A 24985-nucleotide genomic window follows, 5' to 3' on the forward strand; every position below is an offset into this window, starting at 1 on the left:
CGTATCTGTTGGCAGATGAAGCAAGTAAGGAGGAAGTTGGATGGTCGGTATTGTCCTAGCGAGCCACGGTGCGTTTGCCGAGGGAATCAAAGAGTCTGGTCAGATGATCTTTGGCCCCCAGGAGAACGTGGCCACGGCAGTCCTCACCCCCGACATGGGGCCTGATGACATGTACCAGAAGCTGCACGACGCCGTCGCCACCTTCGACGATCAGGAGCATGTGCTGTTCTTGGTCGATCTGTGGGGCGGCACCCCGTTCAACCAGGTGTCTCGCATCGTCGATGGGGGAGACCACGAGGACTGGGTGGCCGTCACGGGTCTGAGCCTGCCCATGCTCGTCTCGGCCTATGGAGCGCGCATGGGCGCCGAGACGGCCGCAGACGTCGCCAAGGAGATCTATGCCGAGGCGCGTGATGGCGTCAAGGTTAAGCCCGAGAGCCTGCAGCCTGTCGAGGCCGCCCCTGCCGCCGCAGCCGCGGCGGTGGCCACGACACCGACGGGCTCCATCCCGGAGGGCACGGTTCTTGGCGACGGCCACCTCAAGATCGTGCTTGCCCGTGTGGACACGCGCCTGCTGCACGGCCAGGTGGCAACCACCTGGACCAAGATGACCGGTCCCGATCGCATCATCGTGTGCTCCGATGCCGTCGCCCACGACGAGCTGCGCAAGTCCATGATCGAGCAGGCGGCACCTCCCGGGGTCAAGGCCCATGTGGTGCCCATCTCCAAGATCATCCAGATTGCCAAGGATCCGCGCTTCGGTGCCACCAAGGTGATGCTCCTCTTCGAGACGCCACAGGATCTGCTGCGCGCCCTCGAGGGCGGTGTGGACATCAAGAAGGTCAACCTTGGCTCCATGGCCCACTCCGCAGGCAAGGTCGTGGTCACCAACGCCATCGCCATGGGTGAGGACGACGTGAAGACCCTCGAGGCCCTCAAGGACAAGGGCGTGACGTTCGACGTGCGCAAGGTGCCCGCCGATGCGCCAGAGTCCTTCGACGGCATGCTGAAGAAGGCAAAGTCCGAGCTCGCCGCTCAGAACGCATAGAGAAAGGGAGGGAACATGAACCCAATCACCATCGTGCTTGTCATTCTCGTGGCTTTCTTGGCAGGCATGGAGGGCATCCTGGACGAGTGGCAATTCCACCAGCCCCTGGTCGCCTGTACGCTCATCGGCCTCGTCTGTGGCCATCCCGTCGAGGGCATCATTCTGGGTGGCTCACTGCAGATGATCGCCTTGGGCTGGGCCAACATCGGTGCCGCCGTCGCACCTGACGCAGCCCTCGCCTCCGTGGCCTCGTCCATCATCATGATGCTCGCGCTCAGTGGAGGAAGCGCCAGCTCGCAGGACGCTATCGCCACGTCCATCGCCGTTGCCGTGCCCCTTTCCGTGGCCGGCCTCTTCCTCACGATGATCGTGCGCACCATTGCGACGGCACTGGTCCATGCCATGGATACCGCGGCCGATCATGCCAATTTTGCCGCTATCGAGGGGTGGCAGGTCTTTGCCATCTGCCTTCAGGGCATCCGCATCGCCGTGCCGGCAGCCGCCCTGTGCTTCATCCCTGCCGAGGCAGTCACCAGTACGCTCAACATGATGCCCCCCTGGCTCTCCGGGGGCATGGCCGTTGGCGGTGGCATGGTTGCTGCAGTCGGCTACTCCATGGTCGTCAACATGATGGCCACCAAGGAGACCTGGCCCTTCTTTGCCCTTGGCTTCGTCATTGCGGCCATCAAGGAGCTCACGCTCATCGCCCTCGGTATCATCGGCGTCGTGTTCGCCCTCATCTACCTCACCCTCAAGGGCCTGGCCAAGCAGGGTGGTGGTGGCGGCACCGGTTCCGGTGATCCGCTGGGGGACATCATCAACGACTACGAGTAGGAAGGGGAGTGTGAGCACACATGGCAGACATCAAGCTTACCAAGACTGACCGGCGCAAGGTCGCATGGCGTCACCAGTTCCTGCAGGGCTCGTGGAACTACGAGCGCATGCAGAACGGTGGCTGGTGCTATGCAATGATCCCGGCCATCAAGAAGCTCTATTCCGACAAGGATCAGCGAGCGGCGGCCCTCAAGCGTCACCTCGAGTTCTACAACACGCATCCGTACGTCTCCGCACCAATCATCGGTGTCACCCTCGCCCTCGAGGAGGAGCGTGCCAATGGCGCACCCGTCGATGACACCGCCATTCAGGGCGTCAAGGTTGGCATGATGGGTCCGCTCGCCGGCGTGGGCGATCCCGTCTTCTGGTTCACGATCCGCCCGATCCTAGGCGCCCTTGGCGCCTCGCTCGCGCTGAGCGGCTCCATCGTGGGCCCCATCCTGTTCTTTGTGGCGTGGAACGTCATTCGCCTCGCCTTCCTGTGGTACACCCAGGAGTTCGGCTATAACGTGGGCACCTCCATCGCCAAGGACCTCTCGGGCGGCATGCTCGGTCAGATCACCGAGGGAGCCTCCATACTGGGCATGTTCATCATTGGTGCCCTGGTGGAGCGCTGGGTCTCCATATCCTTCACCCCGGTCGTCTCCACGATCCCACAGCAGGAGGGTGCCTATATCGACTGGGCCAACCTGCCTTCCGGTGCCGAGGGCATCAAGCAGGCGCTCACGCAGTACTCCACGCTGGGACCCACTGGCCTCGACGCCAACAAGGTCACTACGCTCCAGCAGAATCTCGACCAGCTCATTCCCGGCCTGGCGGCGGTTGGTCTCACGCTGCTCTGCTGCAAGCTCCTCAAGAAGAACGTCTCGCCCATCGTCATCATCCTGGCGCTCTTCGTCATCGGTGTGATCGGACGCTTCTTCCAGTTCATGTAAGGCAGCGACCGCACTTGTGCGACAGGGCCGCATCCGATGGGTGCGGCCCTGTTGTGTGGCCATACTCCTATACTCTTTCACGTGGTGTTGGCACATCCAAGGAGGGAACCATGCCCTTGCGCCCGCATACAGCCGCAAAGATGGACTATACGCCGCTCAACAGGCAGATCGAGCTTCAAAGCAAGGCCACGTCCTTTCTGGGCATCGGCTCCTATGGCGAGCTTACGGTGGGCTCAGGTGGCATAGAGTACGTCTCTGACGCCAACAAGCGAGACTACATCCAGATTCCCTGGGCAGAGGTCGATCGCGTGTCCGCGCCCGTCATGTTCAAGGGCAGGTACCTTCCCCGCTTTACCGTCATGACGCGTGCGAGCGGCGAGTTCGCCTTCTCCACGCGCGACAACAAGCGCACGCTGCGGGCGATTCGGGAGCATATCGGGGCCGAGCGCCTCGTGAGGGCACCGAGCATGTCGAGCAGCATTGCGGGTGGTATCAAGGGCCTTGTCTCACGCCTTGTGGGCAGGCACGGCGACATGCCACAGAGGTAAGCCTCACCCGTCCATGCACCTGGGCCTTCGTATCATCGAGGGCGGCCTAGGCGAAGACCATCACAGCCCCAGAGGCGCTGTTACACCAACTTTCACGACGCGATCCGTGCGAACTCCAATCCGGACCTTCCAAGGTCCAACTTTTTGTCCGCATCCCCTTGAGTAACAAAAAACAGCAAACCATTCGATTTACTGTTTCTCAAATTATTTATATACATTTAGACAAACTGGGAATCTAGCTGATTCTATAACTTAGCTGATTTAGTTGCAATATATGTTTTAATGTTCAGTTCATGCAACCTGCCAAAACCATTTGTATCTTCATATATATCAAGCAGGGTGAACCCTGCCTTTAATTGTCCGCCTATCTGCTCCGTCATATTGTGAGAAAACTGCATTCCGGACTTTTCTTTAATCATATATTCTCTGGCTGCTTTATTTTTTAATGGATTAAAAGGCATTCTCCAAACAATTTCTTTTTCTTCATCATCGACAATGTAGTTTATCTCATTATTTAGACCCGCAAGAAAAACCCCACCATTTTTCAGTATTCTATATGCTTCCTTAAAAACATGTTGCACATCTTCAACATAACAGTTGGAAACCGGATGAAAGACTATATCAAATATTTCATTTTTAAAAGGTAAAGTTTTTGTCATATCACCTTCGATTGCTTTAATATTGTATCCCTCTCTTTCAGCAATTAAGAACTCGCTTTCTATTTGCTTTGAAGAGTAATCAAGTACAGTACAATCTGCCCCTAACGCATTAAATATAGGCATTTGCTGTCCTCCGCCTGATGCTAAGCCTAAGATTTTCTTCCCTTTCAAATCTCCAAGCCACTCATGTGGAACTGGAACCGTTGGAGTAAGAAAAACTCTCCATTCTCCATCTTTTGCATCGATATACTCATCATGTGAAGTTGGTTTCCCCCACTCCCAGCCTTCCTCAACCCATCTGTCGATGGTCTCTTTGTTTATATCCTGATATGTTTTCATTACTTCACTTACCTCATTCACAACTTTAAATCTGTTTCACTCAGTATTTTTAATATAGTACTATGCTATACCATTTTTCAGAGGACCTCGAAGGTTGCGTCAATCACTTGGGAGTGTTGAGCTGATGCTCTGGTAGGTGTGGGCTCGAGCATGCCAGTTTCAAGGGGGACGACTCCTTCCCGTGCATGCAGCCCCATCATGACGAAAATGGCCGCAACAAGGAGGAATCTGCCTTCGTCCTTATCGCGGCCCATGATTGGCCTGCATACGCTACGTGCTACTGGCCCAGCGCGGCGTAGTCCTGGTCGGAGACAGGCTCCAGCCACTCGTTGCTGGCATCCTCGCCGGGGATCTCAAAGGCTAGGTGGCTCATCCAGCTGTCCTTGGCGGCGCCGTGCCAGTGCTTCACGCCCTCGGGGATCTCGATCACGGTGCCGGGGACGAGTGCTAGGGCCTCCTTGCCCCATTCCTGGTACCAGCCATGACCACCCACACAGATGAGGAGCTGGCCGCCGCCCTTGGTGGCATGGTGCACATGCCAGTGGTTGCGGCAGCCCGGCTCAAAGGTCACATTGGAGATGGGGAAGGGTTGGCCGCATACGGGCGCCAGGTAGGACTGGCCGTCGAAGTATTGGGCGTAGGCGCCGTTCGGGTCACCCACGGGGAAGGGGATGGTCTGGGCGTATGCGTCCTTCTCGCTGGTGGCGGCCTCGTCCGTGGTCCAGACCTGCTTGCCCAGGTTGAAAGTTGCCCAGGCCTTGGGCCAGCCGGCGTAGAAGGCCACATGGGTCACGATGGCGGCAAACTCGGCCTTGGTCACGCCGTGGGCCTTGGCGTTCTGCAGGTGGTAGACGAGCGAGCTGTCGGTGATGCCCTGTGCCATCAACGCCACGAAGGTGACAATGCAGCGGGTCTTGACGTCGATGTCCTGGTTGTTCCAGTTCTCGCCAAAGAGTACGTCATCATTGAAGTGGGCAAACTCTGGAGCGAACTCGCCCAGCTGCTCGCGGCCTGCGGTCTGTACGATCTTCTCACCCATAGCATTTCCCTTCTCAATATTGACAGTATCGAACGACCCGACGTGCATGTCACATACCTATGTAGTATGGAGATAGATACGGGTTGCGCATGCCTAGGCCTGCTGTTCAGTTTGGCCGTGCCATCACCTGCTCGTCCGTAGGTAGCGGGTGTTCCGACCCGCCCCCTCGACACGTACGAGTTGCAACCTCACAAGCTCGTGAATAAGTCGGGTGGCCTTAGACCTGCTTAGGTCGGTTTCTCTTGCTATCTCGGTCATACCCTTAGGTATGATCTGACTCAGATGAGAGAGAAGCAGATCTTGGTCGTGGGTGAGTTGTCGCGCGTCCGCAATGAGGGGCAGGCAGACGGTGGCGGTGTTGTCGGTGATGGTAAAGTCTGGCTGGTTGATGCTCTGCGCATAACAGGCGCGGATTCGCTGCACGCCTGTGCCGTAGGCCTCGATTAGGCCCAATCGGTAGAAGACTCCTGCAAGTACGGGGTTGCGGAGCACCGAGACGCGGTCAGAGAGATACTCCTCCTCGGTCATGTCTGTGGGCAGGCCGCCTGGCGAGCTGACCTCGACGCGGTCACCGAAGAAGGACACGCGTGTTTGGGCTTCGATGTCCCACGTACGGTGGACGAGAGCGTTGGCGAGCGCCTCGCGGAATGCGGCCTCGGGTAGCAACTGGACCTCAGTGCGCGTGCTTCCGTGGACCTCTTCCTGTACGTAGTAATCCCGACAGAGGGATATGGCCTGGTCGAACTGGTTGAGGATGCTGCTGCCAGCGAGGATGGAGCGTTTCTTGATAATGCTGATGCTCTCACCAAACCGTGCGATGTCGAGGCCAGGAAAGTCGTTCTCGTCGGCAAGAAGGGCAGCGGCATTGTTGTAGCCACGGTTACGGTCGAGCAGTCCGAGGGTCCTCAGGGTGTCGCTGTCGAACTCCTTGATACCCAGGCGCCCCTTGATGAGCTTCCCGAGATACGTGAAGATCAAGTCTTGATTGGCAGAGGGCAGGCTTTCGAAGGTGAGGTTTTGCCCTGCAAGCACCAGGCGACGAAGCTCAAGCTGATCGACGGGGAGGGAGGCTATGTCGCTGCGGCGGTAGGCCCGGCCGTGATAGAGGTAGGGCTTGTAGGGGCTGCTGCGTACCGTGAGTTCGACGGTATCGTTCGCATCATTTACGGCTATCGAATAATCAGGCTGGGGAGAGATGCTGCCGTTGACTTTGTTCTCAATATTCAGGCAGGTCTTGTGGGGATCGGTCAGGCCAACGATGGTCCCATCGTCGCGCACGCCAAAGACGATCGTTCCCCCATCGTAATTGGCGAAGGCGCTGACGGTCTTGAGGAAGCTGGCGCTGGGCGCTTCCTTGAACTCGAGACTGTGATCTTCCTTCATAATGGCTCCTGACTAGGTGAGCCTTTCTCTTACATTCATAATGAATAGAAAAGCTAATCTCATCAAATAGATTTGGCGAGAAAGACATTACTCACCATAACAGTCCTCTGGCCACAGGAGGGATTGACCTGTCTTGTGGCCAGGTGAGGTGAGTGAGTGGCATGGCCGATGGGCGCACCCGTCCCGTGCAAGGGTTTGGCCTGATTCCGGACGTGTCGCCTTTCGTTAGAGGTAGAGGATGCTCATGAACCAGGCGGCGACCTTGGGGATGGAAGCGAGCTGTCACACCCGATGCTTCCGTCCTACAGATACCGGGCAAAGAACTGCTCGACCTTGTCCCAGGGTATGAGGCCGCCGACGCCGTTTACGGCTCCCTCGCCGCCGTCGTAGAGGTCGCAGTGCGTGGCACCTGGCACCAGGTAGAATTCCTTGTTCTCCGGTCGGGGATTGCCATCCATCATGTGTGCATAGGCGTCCTTGCCAAAGTACAGGCTGTGTGCCTTCTCGCCATGGATCATGAGGACCGCACTCTCGATCTCGTTGGTGTACACGAGGAAGCGCGCGTTGGCATAGCCGATGGTGCCCGTGACGTTCCAACCCTCGTTGCTGTTGAGCGAGCGGGTGTGGTAACCGCGTGGGGTCTTGTAGTAGGCGCTGTAGTCCTTGACGAACTGCGGGGCGTCGTCCGGTGCGGGGTAGGGCAGACAGCCGCCGGCTCGGTCGTGGGTGCCTGCGGCGTACTCGACGGTGCGGGCGGCACTGATCTGGTGACGTGTGGCATTGCGCTTCTCGGCGGAGTCGTCCGCGTCGAAGTAGCCGTTGCCGTTGACACGGGTCATGTCGTACATGGTGGAGACGAGCGTGGCCTTGACGCGGGGGTCGGCCGCCGCGGCGTTGAGGGCGATTCCACCCCAGCCGCAGATGCCGATGATGCCCACCCGCTCGGGGTTCACGTCGGCGCGGTTGGAGAGGTAGTCCACCGCTGCCATGAAGTCCTCGGTGTTGATGTCGGGGCTGGCGACGTTTCTGGCCTCTCCGCCGGACTCGCCGATGAAGCTTGGGTCAAAGGCGATGGCCAGGTAGCCCTGCTCGGCCATGTGCTGGGCGTAGAGGCCGCTCGCCTGCTCCTTCACGGCGCCAAAGGGACCTGCCACGGCGAGCGCCACCAGATTGGCGTTGCCCGCGGCTGCCTTGGGCCTGTAGAGGTTGGCTGCCAGCGTGATGCCGTAGAGGTTGGTGAAGGTGACCTTCTCGTGGTTCACCTTGTCGGAGAGCGCGAACGTCTTGTCCCATTCCTGCGTGAGTTCCATCTTTCCTCCTGTCTGCGTGGCGAAGGTGCCGGGCGCCTTTGTCATGGATGCCTAGTGGCGAGCGGCAATGGTGATCGTACCGGTGAGCAGGGCTACCTGGTCTGCTCCCTCGGCAAAGGTCTCCACCATGTGGGCGGTGTGACCCTGCTTGCGGGCCGACCCCATGAGCACGACCACGTTCGTTCGAAGCTCCTTTCCTGGTCATCCAGTTCGATGCGCACCTGGAAAGACCCATCGAGCTCATGCAGGCGAGGCAGGTCTCCCGCATCCACGCGACCCATGTTCACCTGGTCGCCGTAGCGCATGGAGTCCTCCTCGCCATTGAAGGGGACCGCAAACCAGCCGCCTCCTGGGTTGTAGTTCATATCGCCGTTGGTCCAGCCATGGTGCACCTGCTCCTGTCCGTAGGGCAGCGAGAGGGGCATGCGACCGCAGAAGTCCAGGCCGGTCCCGCTCACGCTGACGGTACAGGGGAGCCTGTCCACGAAGGCCTGGGCCGTCTCCGTCTCGTTGGTCGTCGCATGGATGATGGTGCTGCCCGGGAACGCGGTGAGTGGCACGGTGCACATCGGTGCCGGCGAGACCAAGGCTATAGGAGTGGGGCGCGTGCTGCCCAAGGGGCATGACACGGTGCAGGTGGCCGCTAGTCCCCGACCAGCCTCCTGCCCGCCTCGCGTGCCCGTGCCAGCTCGTCCGGTCACACCGTGTCGTGGCGGACGATCTTTGCCTCGCTGTCGAACATGGTCCAGTCGAACCTGCCGTACGCCTTCTCGCTCATCTGCTGGGTGTTACCGATGACCAGCAGGGACACTGGCCCCGCGAAGCGCTCGATGGTGTCTGAGTGCTCGGTCGTCATCTTGTCATAGCCAAGCGCTGGGTACTGCTCGGCCGCGCGCGTGTGCTCGAGCGTGCCGGCAAGCCCGTCCTTGTAGACGCATCTGCCCAGGGACCTTTCGGCCTTGCATGCGAAGCACGACCGGCAGCCCATGAAGGGGTCGAGCGCGTAGAGGTTCACGACCTCCGACGCCGCGCCGGCATCATTTGCCCGCGCGTGGCCTCCCTCACGAGCTGGGCCATGTTCCAGCCGTTTCGTGGGCGCGCATTGACTGCTACAACCTGCTTCATTGGAGAACCTCCCCCGGTGCCGTGACATCCTGCAGGTGCATTCTACGGCATTGGCTGAAGGGCCGGCACCCCTTGTGATGCCCGCGCAATTGGACGGCGCTCTCGGCCGCCTGAGCACACCCACCTCTTTGGGGACGGCAGTGGTCGCGAGAGGCCGCATGTCAGATGTGTCAGATGCTCCTGCCCGTCATCAGGCGTGCCGTGTAGACGGCCTGGCCCGAATGCATCACCGTGTCGTCGACGGTCGACACCAGGCGCACGGCCCGAGTCACGGCGGGCGTCCACGAGCGGTCGACGACGTCGTCCAGGGTGCCTGGGTCCAGGGTGGCCAGATACCCCTTGGCCGTGTCGGCGGCAGCGGTGAGGTAGCCTACCAGCAGCTCCTTGTCCTTCACGTGCACCTTCGCGGCCTCCTCGGACGTGTGACGCCAGTCCTGCGTGTCATCGGGCAGGTCGAGGGCGAAGCGCTCCTTCCACCCCTGAGAGAACCAGAACTGCTCCCTTCCAGCGAGCGAGGCGGTCTGATAGTCGATCATCCTGGCGGTGTGCCACATCAGCCAGGTCACCGACTTTATGTAGGGGGTCGGCATGGTGTTGCTCTTCTCCAGGGTCCTGCGGAAGCGCCCTACTCCGCGCACCAGGATGTCGATCGCGAACTGTGTTGACGGTCGCTGCATGGTGGGACTCCTTTTCCATGTCGTGATGGTCCATCATATGCGTACGTGTACCCAGGATGTGCGGGTGGTGGCTCAGTGCTCATGGTGTGGGTTGCTTGATGGGGACATCAGAAGCGTGCACGGCGGGCTATACTGGGCGCAACGAGAACCAGCCGGGGCCTTTGGCAAGCGCCGGCACGAGAAGGGTCCAGGTGTATGAGGAACTAGCGATGCCCACACAACACCCGTAACCAGACCCATGCGCTGGCGGCCATGTCCACGGGTGCAGCATCGTGCGCTCGCATACCTGCTCCGAGCCAGACATTCTGGACCCCATCAAGACGCTCTGTTGCATCCCCATGGCCTCCCGCCGAGACCGGAGGCCCCATGCAGCTCAACCTGTCGAACGTCACATACACATACCCCGCGTCGCGCGAGCCGGCCCTGCGCGGGGTGACGGCCGCGTTCCCGCGGGGATGGACCGGCATCGTCGGCGACAACGGGTGCGGCAAGACCACGCTCGCGCTCGTGGCCTGCAACGTCATGCGTCCCGATGCCGGAAGCGTTGCCCCTGCGCTCGTGGCCCGCTACTGCGCCCAGGACGCCACCCGGCCGCCGGACGACCTTGGGGACTTCGCGCTGGCCTACGACGGGGCCGCCGTGCGGCTCCGGGACGAGCTGCGCATAGACGACGGATGGGCGTGGCGCTACGCCACGCTCTCCGGCGGCCAGCAGAAGCGCCTGCAGGTGGCCTGCGCCCTGTGGGCGCGACCCGACGTCCTGGCCGTGGACGAGCCGACCAACCACGTCGACGCGGCGACCCGCCATGCCATATCCGAGGCCCTCTCGCGCTTCGGGGGGATCGGCCTTCTCGTCTCGCACGATCGCGAGCTGCTGGACGCGCTCTGCACGCAGTGCCTGTTCGTCTCGAGGGGGTCGGCCACCATGCGGCCGGGTGGCTACACGCAGGGGTCGGGCCAGGCCGAGCTCGAACGCGAAAGCGCGCTGCGTATCCGCGACTCCGCGCGCAGGGAGAGGGAGCGTCTCGGGCGCGAGGCCCAGCGCCGGCGCGAGGAGGCGTCGCGGGTCGCGTCGCGCAGGAGCGGGAAGCATGCTGCCAAGAACGACAGCGACGCGCGCGATAAGCGGCGGCGCTTCGTCGTCTCCGGACAGGACGGGAGGGCCGGAAGGCTCTCGTCGCGCATGGAGGCCCGGCTCTCCGACGCGGCGGACAGGCTCGATGCCGTGCGGGTCGAGAGGCGCTACGAGTCCGACGTCTGGCTCGACGCCGCCCCGAGCAGGCGGAAGGTCCTGCTGCGCATGGAGGAGGCTACCATCACCCTCGGCGACGGGGCAGCGCTGGCGGTGCCCGCCCTCCACATCGGCAGCACCGACCACATCGGGCTGGTCGGCGACAACGGCAGCGGAAAGACGACGCTCGTCAGGCGCATCGTGGAGAGCCTGCCCGATGCGACGAGGGTCCTCTACGTCCCCCAGGAGCCCACGCGGCCCCAGCGGCAGTCGGCGATGGACGCCCTGGCCGACCTGGGCAGCACCGACCGTGGTCGCGTGCTCTCCGTTGTGGCGCGGCTCAACTCAGAGCCGGAGCGCATCCTGGAGGGCGGCGACGTCAGCCCCGGCGAGATGCGCAAGCTCATGCTCGCCCTTGGGATCCTGGGTGCACCGGAGCTCGTCGTGATGGACGAGCCTACGAACCACCTCGACCTCGGGTCCATCGAGGCCCTGGAGCGCCTGCTCGCGACCTTCCCCGGGGCGCTGCTGCTCGTCTCCCACGACGCCGCGCTCATCCGGGCCGCGACGCATGTCGAGTGGACGATAGGGGAGGATCCCGTGGGTTACAGGCTCGCATTGGGGTTTCCTGCGTGAGACGTCTACAGCTGGGGACAGGCCATGTCACCTCATGTGTTAAGGGCTGATCATGTCGCTTTTGTGAGCCATCTACAATGATGGTGCTCCACGCAAGCGCTGTCGGATTCGCACAAGAGGGGAGAGTCGCATGGCAAGGAGTGAAGGTTACCTGGAATATGTCCTCGACCTGCTCGGGGACGTCCGGGGTGTCGCCTACAAAAGGATGATGGGCGAGTGCCTGCTGTACGGCGAGGACGTTCTCTTCGGGGCGTCTACGATGACAGGCTCCTGCTGAAGAATGTGCCGGCCGCGCGCGATGCGTTTCCGGAGGTGCAGCTCCCCTACGAGGGGCGAGACCCATGATGCTCGTGGACAGCGAGGACCCGGCCCGCATCGCCGAGGTGGTCTCCACCGTGGTCCCGCAGCTGCTAAGGGCAAAGAAGCGCTGACCGGCTGTTCAATTCGCCTTGCGAGGTTCTCGGATGGCAAGCACCGAATACGCGATCAGGCATATCGAGCAGGACGAATGGCCTCTGCTTGAGGACTTCCTCCACGAGGCCGTCTTTGTCCCCGAGGGCCTCGTGGAGGGGGTTCCGCGAAGCACCATGCGCGCCGACCCAAAATGCCGTACCGCGTACGAGGGGTTCGGCACGCTTCCTGATGACCGCGCCCTGGTGGTCGAGGCCGGCGGGAGGATCGTCGGGGCCTGCTGGGTGCGCACCACAGACGTGTAAGGGCACATCGACTCCGAGACCCCGTCGTTCTCCATCGCCCTGTGCAAGCCGTTTCGCGGGAAGGGGATTGGTACGGCGATGATGGGCCGCCTGCTCGACGAGCTTCGCGACACCGGCTATGCCCGCGCGTCCCTCTCTGTGCAGAAGGCGAATCCCCTGCTGCACCTCTACGAGCGCCTGGGCTTCCGCATCGTCGGTGACGGTGAGGATGGGATCGAGTGGCTCATGGTGCACGACCTCCACCGCCGCTGACGGAACGTCGCCGGCGGCGGGGCCAGGCACCCCATGGCCTGGTCGTGCGGGGCTCGGCCCGCGCCCAGTCGAGGGTCCTCCCAGGGGCCCACCGCATGATGAACGGGCTTGCTCCCGAGGCAGGCTGCGTTCGTTTGGACAATGTGGACATGTTCTGCGGTGATGTCCCGGCCCACGTGGGACGCCCCGCAGCCCATGTCCCTAAGGCAATGGCTCATCTTCGGCTGGCTGAGCACGACGGCCATGCACCCGTCGTGCTGGCGGGCAACACGTTTGTCTCACTTGACCTGTAGGTGAGTGCTCCTGCATCGCGGCAAGTGTCCTTGTCTATCGACTGGTGCCCCGCAGCACGTCAGGTAGCGGAACGAGGCCCGCCATCATACGTCTCGATTCGTGACCAGCCAATTCGCTGCCTCCTTCTTGCCGAGGACGAAACCCCTGTAAATCGCGGACTTCCGGAGGAGCTCTTCGTGGCTGCCGATGCTGTCGACGCCGTCCTTTCCGAGGACCACGATCTGATCGGCGTTCCGTATGGTGTTCAGCTTGTGAGCGATCACTATGGTCGTCTTGCCCTGGAGGAGGTTGTCCAGGGCCGCAAGGAGCTGAGACTCGTTTTCCGGGTCGATGCTGGAGGTGGCCTCGTCAAGGATGACGATCTTGCTCGGCTTCAGCATGGCGCGTGCGATTGATATGCGCTGCCGCTCTCCGCCCGAGAGGTTGCTCCCGCCTTCCTGCAGGACCGTGTCGTATCCGTCCGGCAGCCCCATGATGAAGTCATGACACCGTGCCCTCTTCGAGACGGCCATCATCTCCTCGTCCGATGCCTCCGGGTTTCCGAACTTGATGTTGTTGCGGATCGTGTCGTCGAACAGGTACACGTCTTGGAAGACGAACGAGAAGTTGGCGAGGAGCGCATCATAGTCGTAGCCCTTGACATTCTGGCCGTCTACCAGCACCTCCCCGCTCTGCACGTCCCAAAAGCGGGCGGCTAGGTTGCAAAGCGTCGTCTTCCCGCTACCAGAGGGTCCAACGACGGCCGTCGTCTTGTCCTCCGGGATGCTCAGGCTCAGCCCCTCGAACACGTTGTTCCCGTCGTATGAGAACGACACGTCCCTGAACTCTATCCGGGCAGTGTCCACGTCCGTCCTCTCACCCTGCTCGATGGTGGGGAGCGACCTCATCTCCAGCACGGTATTCAGGTTCTGAACGGCAACCCCCTTGATATTCTGCATGCTGCCCGCAAGCTCAAAGCCGGAGAACACGATGAAGCTCGCAATGATCAGCATCATCGCCTTGGAGATGTCGATGTCGCCGCCCAGAAACCTTGCCAGCGTGACCAGAACGATGACGCTGCTTCCGATCTTGAATGAGACCTGGTACAGAAACTGCACGGGCACCAGCTTCGTCTCCACGTCAAGGTAGCCTTTCCGGGTGGCCGATATGCTGTCCTCCAAATCGGACGCACCTTGGCGGTTCTTGCCGAAGGCCTTCAGGACGCTTATGCCCTTCACGTATTCCAACGTGTTGGCGTTCAGTCTCATCTTGAGTCCCAGGAGTGCCGAGCTGAGGCTGTCGGCCCTCTTCTGCGCGAGCCCGTTGACAGCAAGGCCGCAGACCAATGTCACGACGATGATGAGGCCGGTCACGACGTCGTACGGCAGCACGAACAGGGCCATGATCGCGGTCTGGATCATGCCGACGATGAGCGCCTCTATGATGGAGAATCCCGCCGTCTCCAAGTCCGAAACCGCGGTCGACATCCCGCCGGATATCTCTCCCAGCCTGTTTCCGCTGAAGTACCCCATGCTTGCGTTCTTCAGCCGGTCCCCTATGAGGATGCGATTCTCCGCGCCCAGGCTGTATGCCGCGATGTTCTTATGCCGATCGGCCAGGTAGCCGAAGACGATCTTCCCCACCACGCTCAGGAGGATTATGGCGGTCATGATGTGGATGTCGCCCATGACGATCGCGGTGCCGCTGAAGATGTGGTCGCATACCTTCACCAGTAGGAACAGAATCGCTCCGAGCGACCAGCTGTCGGATATCCCCTTCAGGCACTCGAAGACGAGCATGTTCGAGACGTGGCGCGCGTTTTTTCCAGCCAAGAGATACAGCTTGTCAAGTAGGTCCTTCATTGCGACAAAACCACCTTTTCACTAGGCTCTTCAGTGTGGGCACCCCAAAGCTCGCGGTAGGTGGGGCTATGCTCAAGCAGCTCATCATGCGTGCCGCACGCTTCGATTCGGCCATGGTTCATCACGACGATCTTGTCCGCATGGACGATGGTGGAGAGCCGGTGGGCTATCATGATGACGGTCTTCGACTTGACCAGGGCGTTTATCGACTTCTGAATCTCGGCCTCGTTGTCTGGGTCGGAATAGGCCGTGGCCTCGTCCAGAAGGACGATGGGACTGTCCTTTAAGAGCGCACGGGCGATGGTGACGCGTTGCCGCTCGCCTCCTGACAGGGTGCCGCCGGCGTCGCCCAGAACCGTCCTGTACCCGTTGGGAAGGCTTTCTATGAAGTCATGGCAGCTGGCCCTTCGACAGGCGTCCTGAATCTCCTCGATGCTCGCGTCTTCCCTCGCCATCCTCATGTTCTCCAAGATGCTCCTTCTGAACAGGAAGTTCTCTTGGGACACGTAGGTGACGAGGTCCATGTTCTGCGAAAGCGGCATGTCCGACAGCTTGGCGCCACCGATGGCGACCTGGCCCGAGTCCACGTTCCAGAAGCCCGCTATCAGCTTCGCGACGGTGGACTTTCCGCTGCCGGAATACCCGACGATTGCTGTCAGCTGGCCTTCCCTTGCCATGAACGTGAGGTCCTGGAGTACGTCCTTGCCCTTCTCGTAGCCAAACCCAACGTGCGAGAAGACTATGTCGTGCGAGGAGACGGGCAAGGCGACGGGTTCCCTCTCCAGCTCGGGCATGCCCATGACGGTCCTGATCTCGCTCGCTATGACGCCGATGTTGGCCATGATGTCCGTATGGCTCATGACCTTGATCAGTGGCTTGTAGGACGCGTACGAAAGGAGGATGCCCATGACCACCATGTAGACGGATATGCTGCCCTGCATGTAGAGGAACATGACGGTGGGGAGCACGAACAGGAGCGTGGACGGCAGCGTCTCCATGGCGGCCGTCATGGCGAAGCACACGCTCAGATACCAGTCCAGCATGGCGTTCTTGTTGTCGTTCACGGCATCCCTGAACTTCCCGTAGGAAGACGCCGACTTGTTGAAGGCCTTGATGACGTTGATGCCCCGCACGTATTCGACGATGCTGGTGTTCATCTCCTTGGCCGCCCTCTGGTATCTGAGCGACTTCTCTTGGTACCCCGACATCATCAGGAGGGTGAAGAGCAGCCCCACGGGAAGGGAGATCAGATTGGCGACACCTATGCGCCAATCCAGCGTGAAGATGATGACGACGAGCACGATCGGGACGATGGCGTTTGCCAGCACCTCGGGAATCACGTGTGCGATGGGCCGCTCCAGCTTGTCAAGCGTCTCGACCATGAACTGCGCCCACTGGCCGCTGCTCTTGCCCTCGACTGCCCCCATGGAAAGGCGGCTTAGCTTGTCGGCCAGTCGCTTCCGCTCGTCCTCGATCACGCGGAACGCGAGGTTGTGGGACATCACCGTGGACGCCTCGTGGAAGGCGACGCTTCCGACAAAGCCGCACACAACCAATGCGATCTGCGGCACATAGCCCTGGATCTCACTCTGGCCCTCCACCATCATGACGATGATGGACCCGACGCCGTAGTAGGGGAGCACGCCGAGCCCCACTCCCACGACGGCCATGAGGACGGACAGGAGTATCCGCCCGAAGTGACTCTTCAAAACGCTGCCCATAGACTCTCCTTATCGTTGTCGCCATCCACCATCAGCAACCGGCCTCCTTTGGGTAGAGGCGGCTGTAACCCATGGCGCCCAGCACCTTGCTTGTCGACTTAAGCTTGAAGTCATCGACGACGCGGCCGTCCTCTATCTGAATCGCCCTGCTGCAGCAGCTCAGGATGCACTCCGCATCATGAGATATGACCAGCGTGGCGATTCCCGATTCCGAGAGCGAGCGTATGACGCCGCTGACCATGCGCATGCTTCTCCCGTCAAGCCCGCTTGTCGGCTCGTCTAGGATGATGGTTGACGCGTGGTGCGCGAGCGCCACGCCGAGCGCGAGCCTCTGCTTCTGCCCGCCCGACAGCGTCGCGGGATGCTGGTCCTTTACGTCACGAAGCCCCAGCCTTCCTAGGATCTCCTCTGCCTCACGCCTCTTGTCGGCAGTTGCCTTGCCGCCCGTCAGCAGCTCGTCCATCAGATCCTCTCCGAAAAGCCAGCTGTCCAGGTCCTGCGGTATGTACCAGACTCTTCCCCTGTGCCCCTTCCCCTTCAAGGCGACGCACTCGAGCGATACCGTGCCGCCATCCTCCTTGATCAGGCCGGACGCTATCTTGCCGATCGTGCTCTTGCCCGCCCCGTTTGGGCCGATGATGGCCACGCTCTCGCCCTTCCCGACCGAAAAGCTCACGTCTTGCAGGACGGGGACCGAATCGAAGGCCTTCCTGATTCCGGCAAGGCGCAGCATCTCGTCTCCAGGTTTGGCTGCCTTCACGAGGGCTGGCTCGCAGTCGTATAGGTTGGCGGTTCGAAGCCCCAGCTCCCTGAGCTTCGCCGCGGGAAGCCCTCGAAGCTCGCGCGGTGTGAACTCCCTGGTCAAGCGTCCGTTCTCCAGATGCACAAAGCGGTCTGCGAGGTCCATCAGGTAGTAGAGGCGATGCTCGGTGATGACGATCGTCTTCCCTTGGTCCTTGAGCTTCCCTATGATGGTCGAAAGCTGGTACGTTGCCTCGACGTCCAGGTTCGCGGAAGGCTCGTCCATCACGTAGATCTCGGGTTCCATGGCCTCGGCTGACGCTATGGCGACCTTCTGCCTCATGCCGTATGAAAGCGTTCGTACCCGCTCGTTCAGGAGGGGCGCGATGCCGATCTCCTCCGCAGCGAGTCTCACGCGCTCGACTATCTCCTCATGGGGCCGTCCGTAGTTCTCGCACCCAAAGGCAATCTCACCTGCGACCTCGTTGGAGAAGAACTGGCTGCGGGGGTCTTGGAACACGTTGCCTATGCACTTGGTCCTCTCGAGGAAGGACGAGGGGCCCTCCGCGATGCCTTCGATCGCCAGGCTCCCGTGCAGTTCGCCCCCGAAGAACCGAGGAGCCAGCCCGTTGATCAGACGGGTGACGGTGCTCTTTCCGCTTCCCGAGACCCCCGTGATCACGAGCAGCTCGCCGGGGTGGATCTCAAGGCTGAGGTGCGCTATCCTCTCGGCCCCACTCGCGTACGAGAAGGAGACGTCGCTCATGTGAATTGCCCTGCCCAAACGACGGCCTCCTCTCATAGGCAGCACACGATGCAGGCGGCCAGGGCCACCCCCGAACAGGTGATGTCGAGGCCGCGGAGCTTGCTGACGTAGTAGCTTTCCTTGTGGCCTGGATACTCGATTCCTCTCACTACCGCCGAAGCGGAAAGCTCGTCAGAGACCTTCAGCGAGCGGAAGATGAGGGGGACGAGCGCGTACTCCAGGGTGTCCATGGGGTTTAGCAGCATCTTGCGAAGGGAACCCAGGAATCCCCTGACGCGCATGGCATTCCTGACTTCCAGGAACTCGAGGAGCGCCGTGGGCGCGAAGCGCAGCATGACCACTAGGATCAGTCTCATCTGAGCCGGCATCGGCAGCTTCCTCAATCCTGCGGTCAGCTTTCCCGAGGGAATCAGGATCAGCAGGTACAGGCTCATCATGATGGGAATCATCCTGTATATCGTGCTCAGCAGAAGCGGGGACGGGAACGCTAGGATTCCGTGGTGCACCTCCAGCCACAGGCCGCCCATGGCCAGGCCGTAGACGAGCACGCATGCAAGTCCCTGCCTCCCCTTGCCGAACAGGACCAGGAAGGCGGTCATCACGCATAGGTAGGCAAGGTGCGTCGCCATGCTTCGCGCGAACATGCTCGCAATGCCCGAGCAGAGCACGATGACGAGCACCGTCCGCGCATCGATGAGCCTTATCAGGTCCGTTTCGTTTGCTTTGCCCATTCCCATCTATTTGATGACGCCGGCCTTCTCAAAATGCCTCTGCAGGAGGCGTTGCCCGAAGGCGACTCCCGCAACCGTCAGGACGGCCGTTATGAGCACGCCGATCAGCATGAGATGAGGCGTCATGACCATGTTGTACTCCATGTCCAGCGTCGCGTTCGAGAACCCGCTCTGCATCGCCATGACGCGGAAGGATTCCCAGGACCACCAGAGGGGAACGGCGTTGCCCACGAAGTTCCCGATGCAGTTGATCGTCCAGCCGATTCGATTGCGGATGGGGTTGCGATAGCTGTCCCTGCCAAGCATGGACAGCTCGGCGATGGCGCCTACCGCGAGGAAGTACGGGAACAGGAAGCTGTAGCCCAAAAGCCCCTCGATGGCTCCGTAGACGGCCGCCCATACGAACAGCAGCCCATGTTTGTTCAAGCGGTTGGCCGCAACCAGGTAGAAGGTTGCCCCCAGGAAGCCGTCGATGCCGGCTGACATATACAGGTACACGAAGGGGATGGCCAATGCCACCGACCCGATGACAAGGGTAATGCCGAAGAACAGGACCATCATCGCGGCGACGGTCACCAGGTCTCGAGTGCCTATCTTCCTCATGCTGTCTGCCTCGCTTTCGAACTTCAGGGTTTGTCCGAGGACAAACCGGGTGATTGTTTTCGTACGCCAGAAAAACACGAAGTCGGGTACGACGACCAATCCGCCTTTAGTAAACCTCGTTTTCTAAAAATACCATGTTAGAGTTAGAAGTCAATAACTTTTTTTGGCTTGGGACAGCAGGTGACTCGATATGGCGTCGCCTTTGGCTAGGAGCTGCCGTTGGACTCTTTGCTGAGCGCCAGCATGCGGGACCAAGCGTAGTTTTGGGCCTCCGATATCACCGCCACGATTCTCTTCGCCTCGTCGTAGCGATATCGATGCTCGATTATCTCGAACAAAGGCACGAGCGACATGGTGAAGAAGATGTGCTTGAGGTCTTCGGAGAATCCAGGGTCATCCGTGGGGTCGTCTTTGACAACTCTCTCTTGCCCTTGGGACGATTCCATCTCCATCTGTACCATCCGCTCCCGTATGTCGGCATACTTGGTGCCTTGCGGAGCGTGGAACATCAGTTGGAATTCGTCGAAGTGGGAGTACACAAACTTGAGGAGAAGCTGCGAGCTTGCAGCCGATGCCTGTTCGAACGCATCGACCCCCTCCGCCAGAAGCACGTGCCTCGACCGATTCGTCTGCTTGCGGTAGAAGCGGACCATCTCTTCGAAGACGGGGTCAATCAGAGCCGAGAACATCTCCTCCTTGCTAGCGAAATGCTTGTACAGCGCGCCCCCCGTCAGGCCTGCCTTCTCTGCTATGGAGCGCATGGATGCCTTTTCGTAGCCGAGTTCCAGGAACTCCTCCTTCGCGGCCCTCATGACCAGCTCGTGTGATTGCGTCTTGTCCTTCGGCATCTTCCTGGCTCTTCTGCTCGACTCTCTCTGTCCACTCATGGAAGGCTTCCTCGACGGCTTTGTTGGCAAGATGAACGTCGAAGCCATTGCCATCGTCGCAGACGACGAAAGGGCAGTTCCTAGAATTCTCCCTTTGCACAGACTAGCATCATCGCAGAGACGTGGCGGCGGATACGTTCATGGAGAACCATGCTGGCGGTAACAAAGGGGCATTCCTTTTATGGATGTCAATACCTACCAAAACCGCGTGGAACAGACGTCTTGCAATTCCCTCTCCGTCTGAAGGGTGGGGAATACAGCAGAGACGGCATGTGACATGCTGTGAGCCGCGACGAGCATGTAATTGTGACCATGGGTTTATTCGATTCTCCGCTCGATCATGATAGCCTTGGGCGATAGAAGGTGACATGAATGCCGCAGAAGATGGCTTCGCAGAGTGGCTTGCGGCAAAGCTCAAGACTCCCTTGGAGTGTTCAATGCACTGGCACATCGCGGTATGGCACGTTGCGGGCAACTCGTTCAGGGCCGGGTTCGAGTTGATGGCGAGCGCAAGACTCGGGACGATGAGACCGGTGCCATTCAGCGTGGTAGGTGAATCTGGCGACTGTGCGTCAGAATCTCTCAAGCTCCGCAATCTCGGTATCGATCTCCGTCTCAAGGCCAGAGAAGTCATCGATGCCATAGTCTCCCATGCCGATGACTGCAGCGTTCGAAGGTTTGGCAGGTGGTGTCTCGATCAGGTATTTCTTGAGGTTGTGGGCCATGGGCGAGAATGTGGCATACGTCATGACACCCGATATCGCACCCCCGAGAATCGGGATAGTGCGTCCTACGGCCCGACCGAAGACCTGCCTGTTCATCTGAAGGCCTAAGTAGTAGGCAATCTTCTGCACGATGGGGTATGCCGTGCCCTTCGTGAGTGCCTGTCGAGCGATGCGCTTCCCGGTTACCACCCCGGCGCTCTTTGCTACCGTCTTGACTGAGAGGCGGTTGCCTCTGTGCCGCAGCGGTCAGATTTGTATGTGCCGAAGCTTTCAGGAGTCCATCGCAACGACGTCAAGCTTGCCCTATGCTTTTTGCCAGAAACTTGAGTTGCGCCACGGCGAGAGAAAGACTTCCGTGAGTGGTGACAATGTATGCTCGATTGTGCTGCTAGCATACAAAGGCATCGTTCGGGTCTACGTGCGGGGGTGTGGCATGGTGCTTGAGACAGAGCGGCTGATACTCCGTCCCTGGGAGGAGGGTGACGCCGAGAGCCTCTATGAATACGCGAGGAGTCCGGACGTCGGACCCATCGCGGGATGGCCCCCGCACACGTCGGTGGAGAACAGCTTACAGATCATCCGTGAGGTGCTGTCCGCGGAGGAGACCTACGCGGTATGCCTCAGGGAGGACGACAGGGCGATAGGAAGCATAGGCCTGCGTGCGCCCATGCAGGCGCTCGCGAAGAACCGGGAGGACGAGACTGAGGTCGGGTTCTGGATAGGCGTCCCATTCTGGGGCCGGGGGCTGATCCCGGAGGCGGTCGGACGGCTGGTCGCCCACGCGTTCGAGGACCTCGGCTACCGTGCGGTCTGGTGCGGATACTTCGAGGGGAACGACAAGTCCAAGCGCTGTCAGGAGAAGTGCGGGTTCCGCTTCCATCACGTGGAGGAGAACGTGCCCTGCAGGCAGATGGGCGACGTGAGGACGGAGTACTTCTCACGACTGACGAGGGAGGACTGGGCCCGCCGCACGCGGGCCACGAGGGTCAAGGCATGATCCTTGCCGGAAGTCTAGGCGGCTCTGTCGAAGGCCTGGGATGCGACTGGTCAGTCCTGCGCGGGCACTGGATGGGACTTCCTTGTCGGTCGATCACCTAGGCCAGCTGCTCGCGTGCGGCATCCGGCATCTGCTCGGGCTGGACTTCCTCCCACGAGACCACCTCACGCACGGGCAGGTACCCAAGCCTGAGGTATGCGCCGTCCCTGAGTCGCTTGCCGGCGGTGAAGGTGAGCTGACGATGCTCGCCGCGCTCGTTGTACGCGTCGAGGGTGTACTCCCAGACCTCCTCGTCGCCATCAGCCTTCTGCTTTGCGACCGCATCGTCTACCCGGACGTACCATGTGGAGGCGTTGTTGGTGTTCGTAAGGTAGAAGACGCCTGCCACGGCCCCCATCATGACGATGCCTAGGACGATTGCAGCGATTCTCCTTGCCATTGTTTGATCCTCTCTTTCCGTTTGATGAATCCGATCTGATGCTCGAGGGGCTCACGCCGACGGTGACCCAGCACGTGTGACGGCCCAGCTGCAGGCACAGAGGGCCGCAGCGGTGAAGACGGCAGCAATGGCGAAGAAGGCGGGGAGCTCCGAGGGGGCGAGCGTGCCTCCCCCGTTGCCGTTCGATGCCAGCTGCATGAGCGCCCAGGGCCACCACAGTCCCCACCCCTTGGTCGTGAGCATGAGGCCCGCGACGCCGCCTGCGAGCGCCACCCCCACCGGTGCGGCGAAGTTGCGCACAAGGGCCGAGACGAGCAGCTGCACCGCCACGACGGAGATGCCGCCGACCCAAGAGAGCAGCAGGTAGACGGCATAGTCGGCAGACGGGAGGCCCGAGAGGCCCACCAGCTTGCCCGAGGCCACGAACAGCGCCCCCGTCGCGGCGAACGCGACGGCCAGCATGAGCGCGCCCACGACGAGCTTCGCGGCGACGACGCGCCGCGGGGCGACGGGACTCGCGAGCACCTGGTTCCAGTTGGTGCCCGCATGCTCGAGCCCCATGAGCCAGGAGCATCCCGCGCCGACGAGCGCCGGCAGGAAGAAGTAGAGCTCGAACAGGGTGTGCTGCGTCCAGAGGTTCTCCCAGCCTGGCGTCAGCAGGCCCAGGTTCTGCTGGTAGTTGAAGGTGCCGATGACGGCTGCGATGAGGGGCAGTGCCACATAGGCGACCCAGATGGGCGCGCGGCGCAGCTTGATGGCCTCCGCGCGCAGGGCTTGCGCTCTCATGCTAGAGCTCCTTTCTCGAGAACCACCACGCTGAGGCGGCGATGAGCACGGCGCACATCGCGGCTAGCAGGGCCGCGTCCCCCCAGGGGAAGGGAACGGTGTGGAAGGACGTCACCTGCGTGGCACGGTCCCAGTCCATGCGTACGCACGAGAGCAGGCCAAAGTACCCGCTTGGCACGAGGCGCTGGACGATGGGCGGGAAGAAGAGGCTGAACAGACCCGCGAGCGAGAGACCGAGGCCCAGCGCCAACGAGGCGAACTGGTTCTCCCAGCGCAGGGCGACGGCCTGCACGAGCACGGCCACCACGAAGGCGGGCCCTATCTGGCAGGCGGCGAAGGTCGCGAGCTCGGCGACCCCCAGCTGGTCCGCGAAGCCCTTGTACGACGCCAGCGCGGAAAGCCCGACGGTCTCCAGCACGACCGCGACCGCGATGAGGACGAGGCTGCAGAGGAGCTTGGCAGCGAACACCGTGCCCGCCCGCTGCAGGCACAGGAGCTCCTTCAGCGCCTGCGCCTCGTGGTCGACCTCGCACACGCGCGATGCGATGACGGCGGCGAAGAGCGTCATGACGATGGCGTTGACGAGCGGGGCCATGTAGAGCAGGGAGGTTGTCCCATCCGACGCACCCTGGGCGGCGCGTGCGGCGTCGGACGCCATCCACATGAGACAGAGCGTGGCGCTGCCGAGGCAGACGAGCCACACGTTCTTGCGTCTGAGCTTCGCGAACTCGAGCATGAGCGCGCGCATCACAGCCCCCTTCCCTCGGTGAGCGCGAGGAAGATGTCCTCGATGCTCTCGCTGCGCTCCTCGATTCGCATGACGCCGATGCCTGCCCGTGCGAGCGCGAGGGAGGAGCGCGCCACCGTCGCGTCATCAGCGAAGGGCGCGACCAGCCAGCCGTCCTGCTCGGAGGCTCCCAACAGCGCGGCCGCACGGGCATCGTCGGTCGTGCGAAACGCCAGCCGGCGTCGTGCGCGGGCCCGCAGGTCCTCGAGCGCTCCCTGCCACACCATCTGGCCCTGGCTGATGATGCCTACGTGGTCGGCCATCTGCTCGACCTCCGAGAGCAGATGGCTCGAGACCAACACGGTGGTGTCGCGTGCCTGGGGCAGCGAGCGGATGAGCACGCGCATCTCGTGGATACCCTCGGGGTCGAGGCCGTTGGTGGGCTCGTCGAGCAGCACGAGCCGGGGATTGCCGAGCAGCGCGGCGGCAAGTCCCAGGCGCTGCTTCATGCCCAGCGAGAACTGCCCTGCGAGCTTCTTGCCCGTGTCGGCCAGGCCCACCGTCTCGAGGGCCTCGTCGATCGAGCTGGGAGGAAGTCCCTTGAGTCTGCGGACGATGTCGAGGTTCTCACGGGCCGTGAGGTGCTTGTAGCAGCTCGGACTCTCGATGAGCGAGCCCACGTGCGCAAGGACCTGGAGCCGGTTCTGCCGTCCCATCCGCTCTCCCAGCACGTCCACCTCTCCGGAGGTAGGTCGCACGAGGCCCAGGAGCATCTTCATGGTGGTGGACTTCCCAGCCCCGTTGGGGCCGAGGAAGCCGTACACTGCGCCCTCGGGCACCCGGAGCCCCATGTCGTCCACCACGCGCACCCCACCGTACGACTTGGTGAGCGCGCTTGTGGCGATAGCCAGAGCAGCCATGCCCTCTCCTCTCATCCAGACCTTTTTGCGATGACAGGACAAAGGCTAGGAGGCGCGTCTTTCATGCGCCTGTCCC

General features: G+C 61.4%; 27 protein-coding genes. 9 read left to right on the forward strand and 18 right to left on the reverse strand.

What is annotated here, in order from left to right; all coding sequences use genetic code 11:
- Positions 1-40: 40 nt before the first annotated feature.
- From J2S71_RS07920 to J2S71_RS07935, 4 genes are all read left to right on the forward strand, one after another.
- A complete protein-coding gene (locus J2S71_RS07920) occupies positions 41-1048 on the forward strand; it encodes a PTS sugar transporter subunit IIB (RefSeq protein WP_307390531.1) in 1008 nt (335 codons plus the stop codon).
- 15 nt (positions 1049-1063) lie between these two features.
- Entirely contained in the window at positions 1064-1882 is an 819-nt protein-coding gene (locus tag J2S71_RS07925; RefSeq protein ID WP_307390534.1) for a PTS mannose/fructose/sorbose transporter subunit IIC, read from the forward strand.
- 20 nt (positions 1883-1902) lie between these two features.
- The gene (locus tag J2S71_RS07930) at positions 1903-2817 is read left to right on the forward strand and encodes a PTS system mannose/fructose/sorbose family transporter subunit IID (protein WP_307390539.1); all 915 of its coding nucleotides are present in this window, start codon (positions 1903-1905) and stop codon (positions 2815-2817) included.
- A 110-nt stretch (positions 2818-2927) separates the two neighbouring features.
- Positions 2928-3365: a DUF956 family protein gene (locus J2S71_RS07935; protein ID WP_307390542.1), complete on the forward strand. Its 438-nt coding sequence runs from the start codon at positions 2928-2930 to the stop codon at positions 3363-3365.
- Positions 3366-3610: 245 nt separating this feature from the next.
- On the opposite strand, the gene J2S71_RS07940 is transcribed toward J2S71_RS07935, so the two are convergent.
- The 7 genes from J2S71_RS07940 to J2S71_RS07970 all read right to left on the reverse strand — a co-directional run bounded on the left by J2S71_RS07940 (position 3611) and on the right by J2S71_RS07970 (position 9897).
- Positions 3611-4363, reverse strand: coding sequence for a class I SAM-dependent methyltransferase (locus J2S71_RS07940; protein WP_307390546.1), 753 nt, complete (start codon positions 4361-4363; stop codon positions 3611-3613).
- Positions 4364-4640: 277 nt separating this feature from the next.
- Positions 4641-5402: a carboxymuconolactone decarboxylase family protein gene (locus J2S71_RS07945; protein WP_307390549.1), complete on the reverse strand. Its 762-nt coding sequence runs from the start codon at positions 5400-5402 to the stop codon at positions 4641-4643.
- A 123-nt stretch (positions 5403-5525) separates the two neighbouring features.
- Positions 5526-6785: an ATP-binding protein gene (locus tag J2S71_RS07950; protein ID WP_307390552.1), complete on the reverse strand. Its 1260-nt coding sequence runs from the start codon at positions 6783-6785 to the stop codon at positions 5526-5528.
- Between the two features lie 302 nt (positions 6786-7087).
- Positions 7088-8095 carry an alpha/beta hydrolase gene (locus J2S71_RS07955; protein WP_307390555.1) on the reverse strand — a complete coding sequence of 336 codons (1008 nt, stop codon included), beginning with the start codon at positions 8093-8095 and terminating at the stop codon, positions 7088-7090.
- A gap of 92 nt (positions 8096-8187) precedes the next feature.
- Positions 8188-8655 (reverse strand): cyclophilin-like fold protein, encoded by a 468-nt coding sequence (locus J2S71_RS07960; protein WP_307390558.1) that lies wholly within the window; start codon positions 8653-8655, stop codon positions 8188-8190.
- A gap of 137 nt (positions 8656-8792) precedes the next feature.
- Complete coding sequence (locus tag J2S71_RS07965) at positions 8793-9110, reverse strand: hypothetical protein (RefSeq protein ID WP_307390561.1); 318 nt, start codon at positions 9108-9110, stop codon at positions 8793-8795.
- Positions 9111-9390: 280 nt separating this feature from the next.
- Positions 9391-9897: a mycothiol transferase gene (locus J2S71_RS07970; RefSeq protein WP_307390564.1), complete on the reverse strand. Its 507-nt coding sequence runs from the start codon at positions 9895-9897 to the stop codon at positions 9391-9393.
- Between the two features lie 366 nt (positions 9898-10263).
- Between J2S71_RS07970 and J2S71_RS07975 the strand changes: the two genes are divergently transcribed.
- From J2S71_RS07975 to J2S71_RS07990, 4 genes are all read left to right on the forward strand, one after another.
- A complete protein-coding gene (locus tag J2S71_RS07975) occupies positions 10264-11763 on the forward strand; it encodes an ATP-binding cassette domain-containing protein (RefSeq protein WP_307390567.1) in 1500 nt (499 codons plus the stop codon).
- A gap of 130 nt (positions 11764-11893) precedes the next feature.
- Positions 11894-12040 (forward strand): hypothetical protein, encoded by a 147-nt coding sequence (locus J2S71_RS07980; RefSeq protein WP_021726453.1) that lies wholly within the window; start codon positions 11894-11896, stop codon positions 12038-12040.
- A 187-nt stretch (positions 12041-12227) separates the two neighbouring features.
- On the forward strand, positions 12228-12479 hold the full coding sequence (locus J2S71_RS07985; protein ID WP_021726465.1) for a hypothetical protein: 252 nt from the start codon (positions 12228-12230) through the stop codon (positions 12477-12479).
- A gap of 39 nt (positions 12480-12518) precedes the next feature.
- Positions 12519-12731: a GNAT family N-acetyltransferase gene (locus tag J2S71_RS07990; protein ID WP_269594501.1), complete on the forward strand. Its 213-nt coding sequence runs from the start codon at positions 12519-12521 to the stop codon at positions 12729-12731.
- Positions 12732-13108: 377 nt separating this feature from the next.
- On the opposite strand, the gene J2S71_RS07995 is transcribed toward J2S71_RS07990, so the two are convergent.
- From J2S71_RS07995 to J2S71_RS08025, 7 genes are all read right to left on the reverse strand, one after another.
- Complete coding sequence (locus J2S71_RS07995) at positions 13109-14866, reverse strand: ABC transporter ATP-binding protein (RefSeq protein WP_307390572.1); 1758 nt, start codon at positions 14864-14866, stop codon at positions 13109-13111.
- A complete protein-coding gene (locus J2S71_RS08000) occupies positions 14863-16587 on the reverse strand; it encodes an ABC transporter ATP-binding protein (protein WP_307390574.1) in 1725 nt (574 codons plus the stop codon). Before J2S71_RS08000 ends, J2S71_RS07995 begins: the two co-directional genes overlap by 4 nt.
- A 31-nt stretch (positions 16588-16618) precedes the next feature.
- Positions 16619-18112, reverse strand: coding sequence for an ABC transporter ATP-binding protein (locus tag J2S71_RS08005; RefSeq protein ID WP_307390576.1), 1494 nt, complete (start codon positions 18110-18112; stop codon positions 16619-16621).
- Positions 18113-18126: 14 nt separating this feature from the next.
- A complete protein-coding gene (locus tag J2S71_RS08010; protein ID WP_307390579.1) occupies positions 18127-18825 on the reverse strand; it encodes an energy-coupling factor transporter transmembrane component T in 699 nt (232 codons plus the stop codon).
- A gap of 6 nt (positions 18826-18831) precedes the next feature.
- Entirely contained in the window at positions 18832-19428 is a 597-nt protein-coding gene (locus J2S71_RS08015; protein ID WP_307390582.1) for an MptD family putative ECF transporter S component, read from the reverse strand.
- A gap of 206 nt (positions 19429-19634) precedes the next feature.
- Positions 19635-20315, reverse strand: coding sequence for a TetR/AcrR family transcriptional regulator (locus J2S71_RS08020; RefSeq protein WP_307390584.1), 681 nt, complete (start codon positions 20313-20315; stop codon positions 19635-19637).
- 572 nt (positions 20316-20887) lie between these two features.
- Positions 20888-21229 carry a hypothetical protein gene (locus J2S71_RS08025; protein ID WP_307390587.1) on the reverse strand — a complete coding sequence of 114 codons (342 nt, stop codon included), beginning with the start codon at positions 21227-21229 and terminating at the stop codon, positions 20888-20890.
- Positions 21230-21473: 244 nt separating this feature from the next.
- Between J2S71_RS08025 and J2S71_RS08030 the strand changes: the two genes are divergently transcribed.
- On the forward strand, positions 21474-22037 hold the full coding sequence (locus J2S71_RS08030; RefSeq protein ID WP_307390590.1) for a GNAT family N-acetyltransferase: 564 nt from the start codon (positions 21474-21476) through the stop codon (positions 22035-22037).
- Between the two features lie 97 nt (positions 22038-22134).
- Here J2S71_RS08030 and J2S71_RS08035 read toward each other — a convergent pair whose 3' ends face one another.
- The 4 genes from J2S71_RS08035 to J2S71_RS08050 are packed head-to-tail and all read right to left on the reverse strand — an operon-like array spanning position 22135 to position 24909.
- Positions 22135-22476, reverse strand: coding sequence for a YxeA family protein (locus J2S71_RS08035; protein WP_021726463.1), 342 nt, complete (start codon positions 22474-22476; stop codon positions 22135-22137).
- Between the two features lie 51 nt (positions 22477-22527).
- A complete protein-coding gene (locus J2S71_RS08040; RefSeq protein ID WP_307390595.1) occupies positions 22528-23262 on the reverse strand; it encodes an ABC transporter permease in 735 nt (244 codons plus the stop codon).
- A gap of 1 nt (position 23263) precedes the next feature.
- Positions 23264-24010, reverse strand: coding sequence for an ABC transporter permease (locus J2S71_RS08045; RefSeq protein WP_307390598.1), 747 nt, complete (start codon positions 24008-24010; stop codon positions 23264-23266).
- Entirely contained in the window at positions 24010-24909 is a 900-nt protein-coding gene (locus J2S71_RS08050; protein ID WP_307390600.1) for an ABC transporter ATP-binding protein, read from the reverse strand. Before J2S71_RS08050 ends, J2S71_RS08045 begins: the two co-directional genes overlap by 1 nt.
- Positions 24910-24985: the final 76 nt, after the last annotated feature.

This window comes from Olsenella profusa DSM 13989 (assembly GCF_030811115.1).
In the GTDB taxonomy this organism is placed as follows: domain Bacteria; phylum Actinomycetota; class Coriobacteriia; order Coriobacteriales; family Atopobiaceae; genus Olsenella_F; species Olsenella_F profusa.

Bases quoted from the DNA above. Each gene is read 5' to 3' on its own strand.
- J2S71_RS07970 (WP_307390564.1), bottom strand. From the start codon at position 9,897: ATGCAGCGACCGTCAACACAGTTCGCGATCGACATCCTGGTGCGCGGA.
- J2S71_RS07945 (WP_307390549.1), bottom strand. From the start codon at position 5,402: ATGGGTGAGAAGATCGTACAGACCGCAGGCCGCGAGCAGCTGGGCGAG.
- J2S71_RS07975 (WP_307390567.1), top strand. From the start codon at position 10,264: ATGCAGCTCAACCTGTCGAACGTCACATACACATACCCCGCGTCGCGC.
- J2S71_RS08015 (WP_307390582.1), bottom strand. From the start codon at position 19,428: ATGAGGAAGATAGGCACTCGAGACCTGGTGACCGTCGCCGCGATGATG.
- J2S71_RS07925 (WP_307390534.1), top strand. From the start codon at position 1,064: ATGAACCCAATCACCATCGTGCTTGTCATTCTCGTGGCTTTCTTGGCA.
- J2S71_RS07920 (WP_307390531.1), top strand. From the start codon at position 41: ATGGTCGGTATTGTCCTAGCGAGCCACGGTGCGTTTGCCGAGGGAATC.
- J2S71_RS07930 (WP_307390539.1), top strand. From the start codon at position 1,903: ATGGCAGACATCAAGCTTACCAAGACTGACCGGCGCAAGGTCGCATGG.
- J2S71_RS07980 (WP_021726453.1), top strand. From the start codon at position 11,894: ATGGCAAGGAGTGAAGGTTACCTGGAATATGTCCTCGACCTGCTCGGG.
- J2S71_RS07940 (WP_307390546.1), bottom strand. From the start codon at position 4,363: ATGAAAACATATCAGGATATAAACAAAGAGACCATCGACAGATGGGTT.
- J2S71_RS08020 (WP_307390584.1), bottom strand. From the start codon at position 20,315: ATGAGTGGACAGAGAGAGTCGAGCAGAAGAGCCAGGAAGATGCCGAAG.
- J2S71_RS07950 (WP_307390552.1), bottom strand. From the start codon at position 6,785: ATGAAGGAAGATCACAGTCTCGAGTTCAAGGAAGCGCCCAGCGCCAGC.
- J2S71_RS08050 (WP_307390600.1), bottom strand. From the start codon at position 24,909: ATGGCTGCTCTGGCTATCGCCACAAGCGCGCTCACCAAGTCGTACGGT.
- J2S71_RS08035 (WP_021726463.1), bottom strand. From the start codon at position 22,476: ATGGCAAGGAGAATCGCTGCAATCGTCCTAGGCATCGTCATGATGGGG.
- J2S71_RS07995 (WP_307390572.1), bottom strand. From the start codon at position 14,866: ATGAAGGACCTACTTGACAAGCTGTATCTCTTGGCTGGAAAAAACGCG.
- J2S71_RS08010 (WP_307390579.1), bottom strand. From the start codon at position 18,825: ATGGGCAAAGCAAACGAAACGGACCTGATAAGGCTCATCGATGCGCGG.
- J2S71_RS08000 (WP_307390574.1), bottom strand. From the start codon at position 16,587: ATGGGCAGCGTTTTGAAGAGTCACTTCGGGCGGATACTCCTGTCCGTC.
- J2S71_RS08030 (WP_307390590.1), top strand. From the start codon at position 21,474: ATGGTGCTTGAGACAGAGCGGCTGATACTCCGTCCCTGGGAGGAGGGT.
- J2S71_RS08045 (WP_307390598.1), bottom strand. From the start codon at position 24,010: ATGCGCGCGCTCATGCTCGAGTTCGCGAAGCTCAGACGCAAGAACGTG.
- J2S71_RS07955 (WP_307390555.1), bottom strand. From the start codon at position 8,095: ATGGAACTCACGCAGGAATGGGACAAGACGTTCGCGCTCTCCGACAAG.
- J2S71_RS08040 (WP_307390595.1), bottom strand. From the start codon at position 23,262: ATGAGAGCGCAAGCCCTGCGCGCGGAGGCCATCAAGCTGCGCCGCGCG.
- J2S71_RS07985 (WP_021726465.1), top strand. From the start codon at position 12,228: ATGGCAAGCACCGAATACGCGATCAGGCATATCGAGCAGGACGAATGG.
- J2S71_RS07935 (WP_307390542.1), top strand. From the start codon at position 2,928: ATGCCCTTGCGCCCGCATACAGCCGCAAAGATGGACTATACGCCGCTC.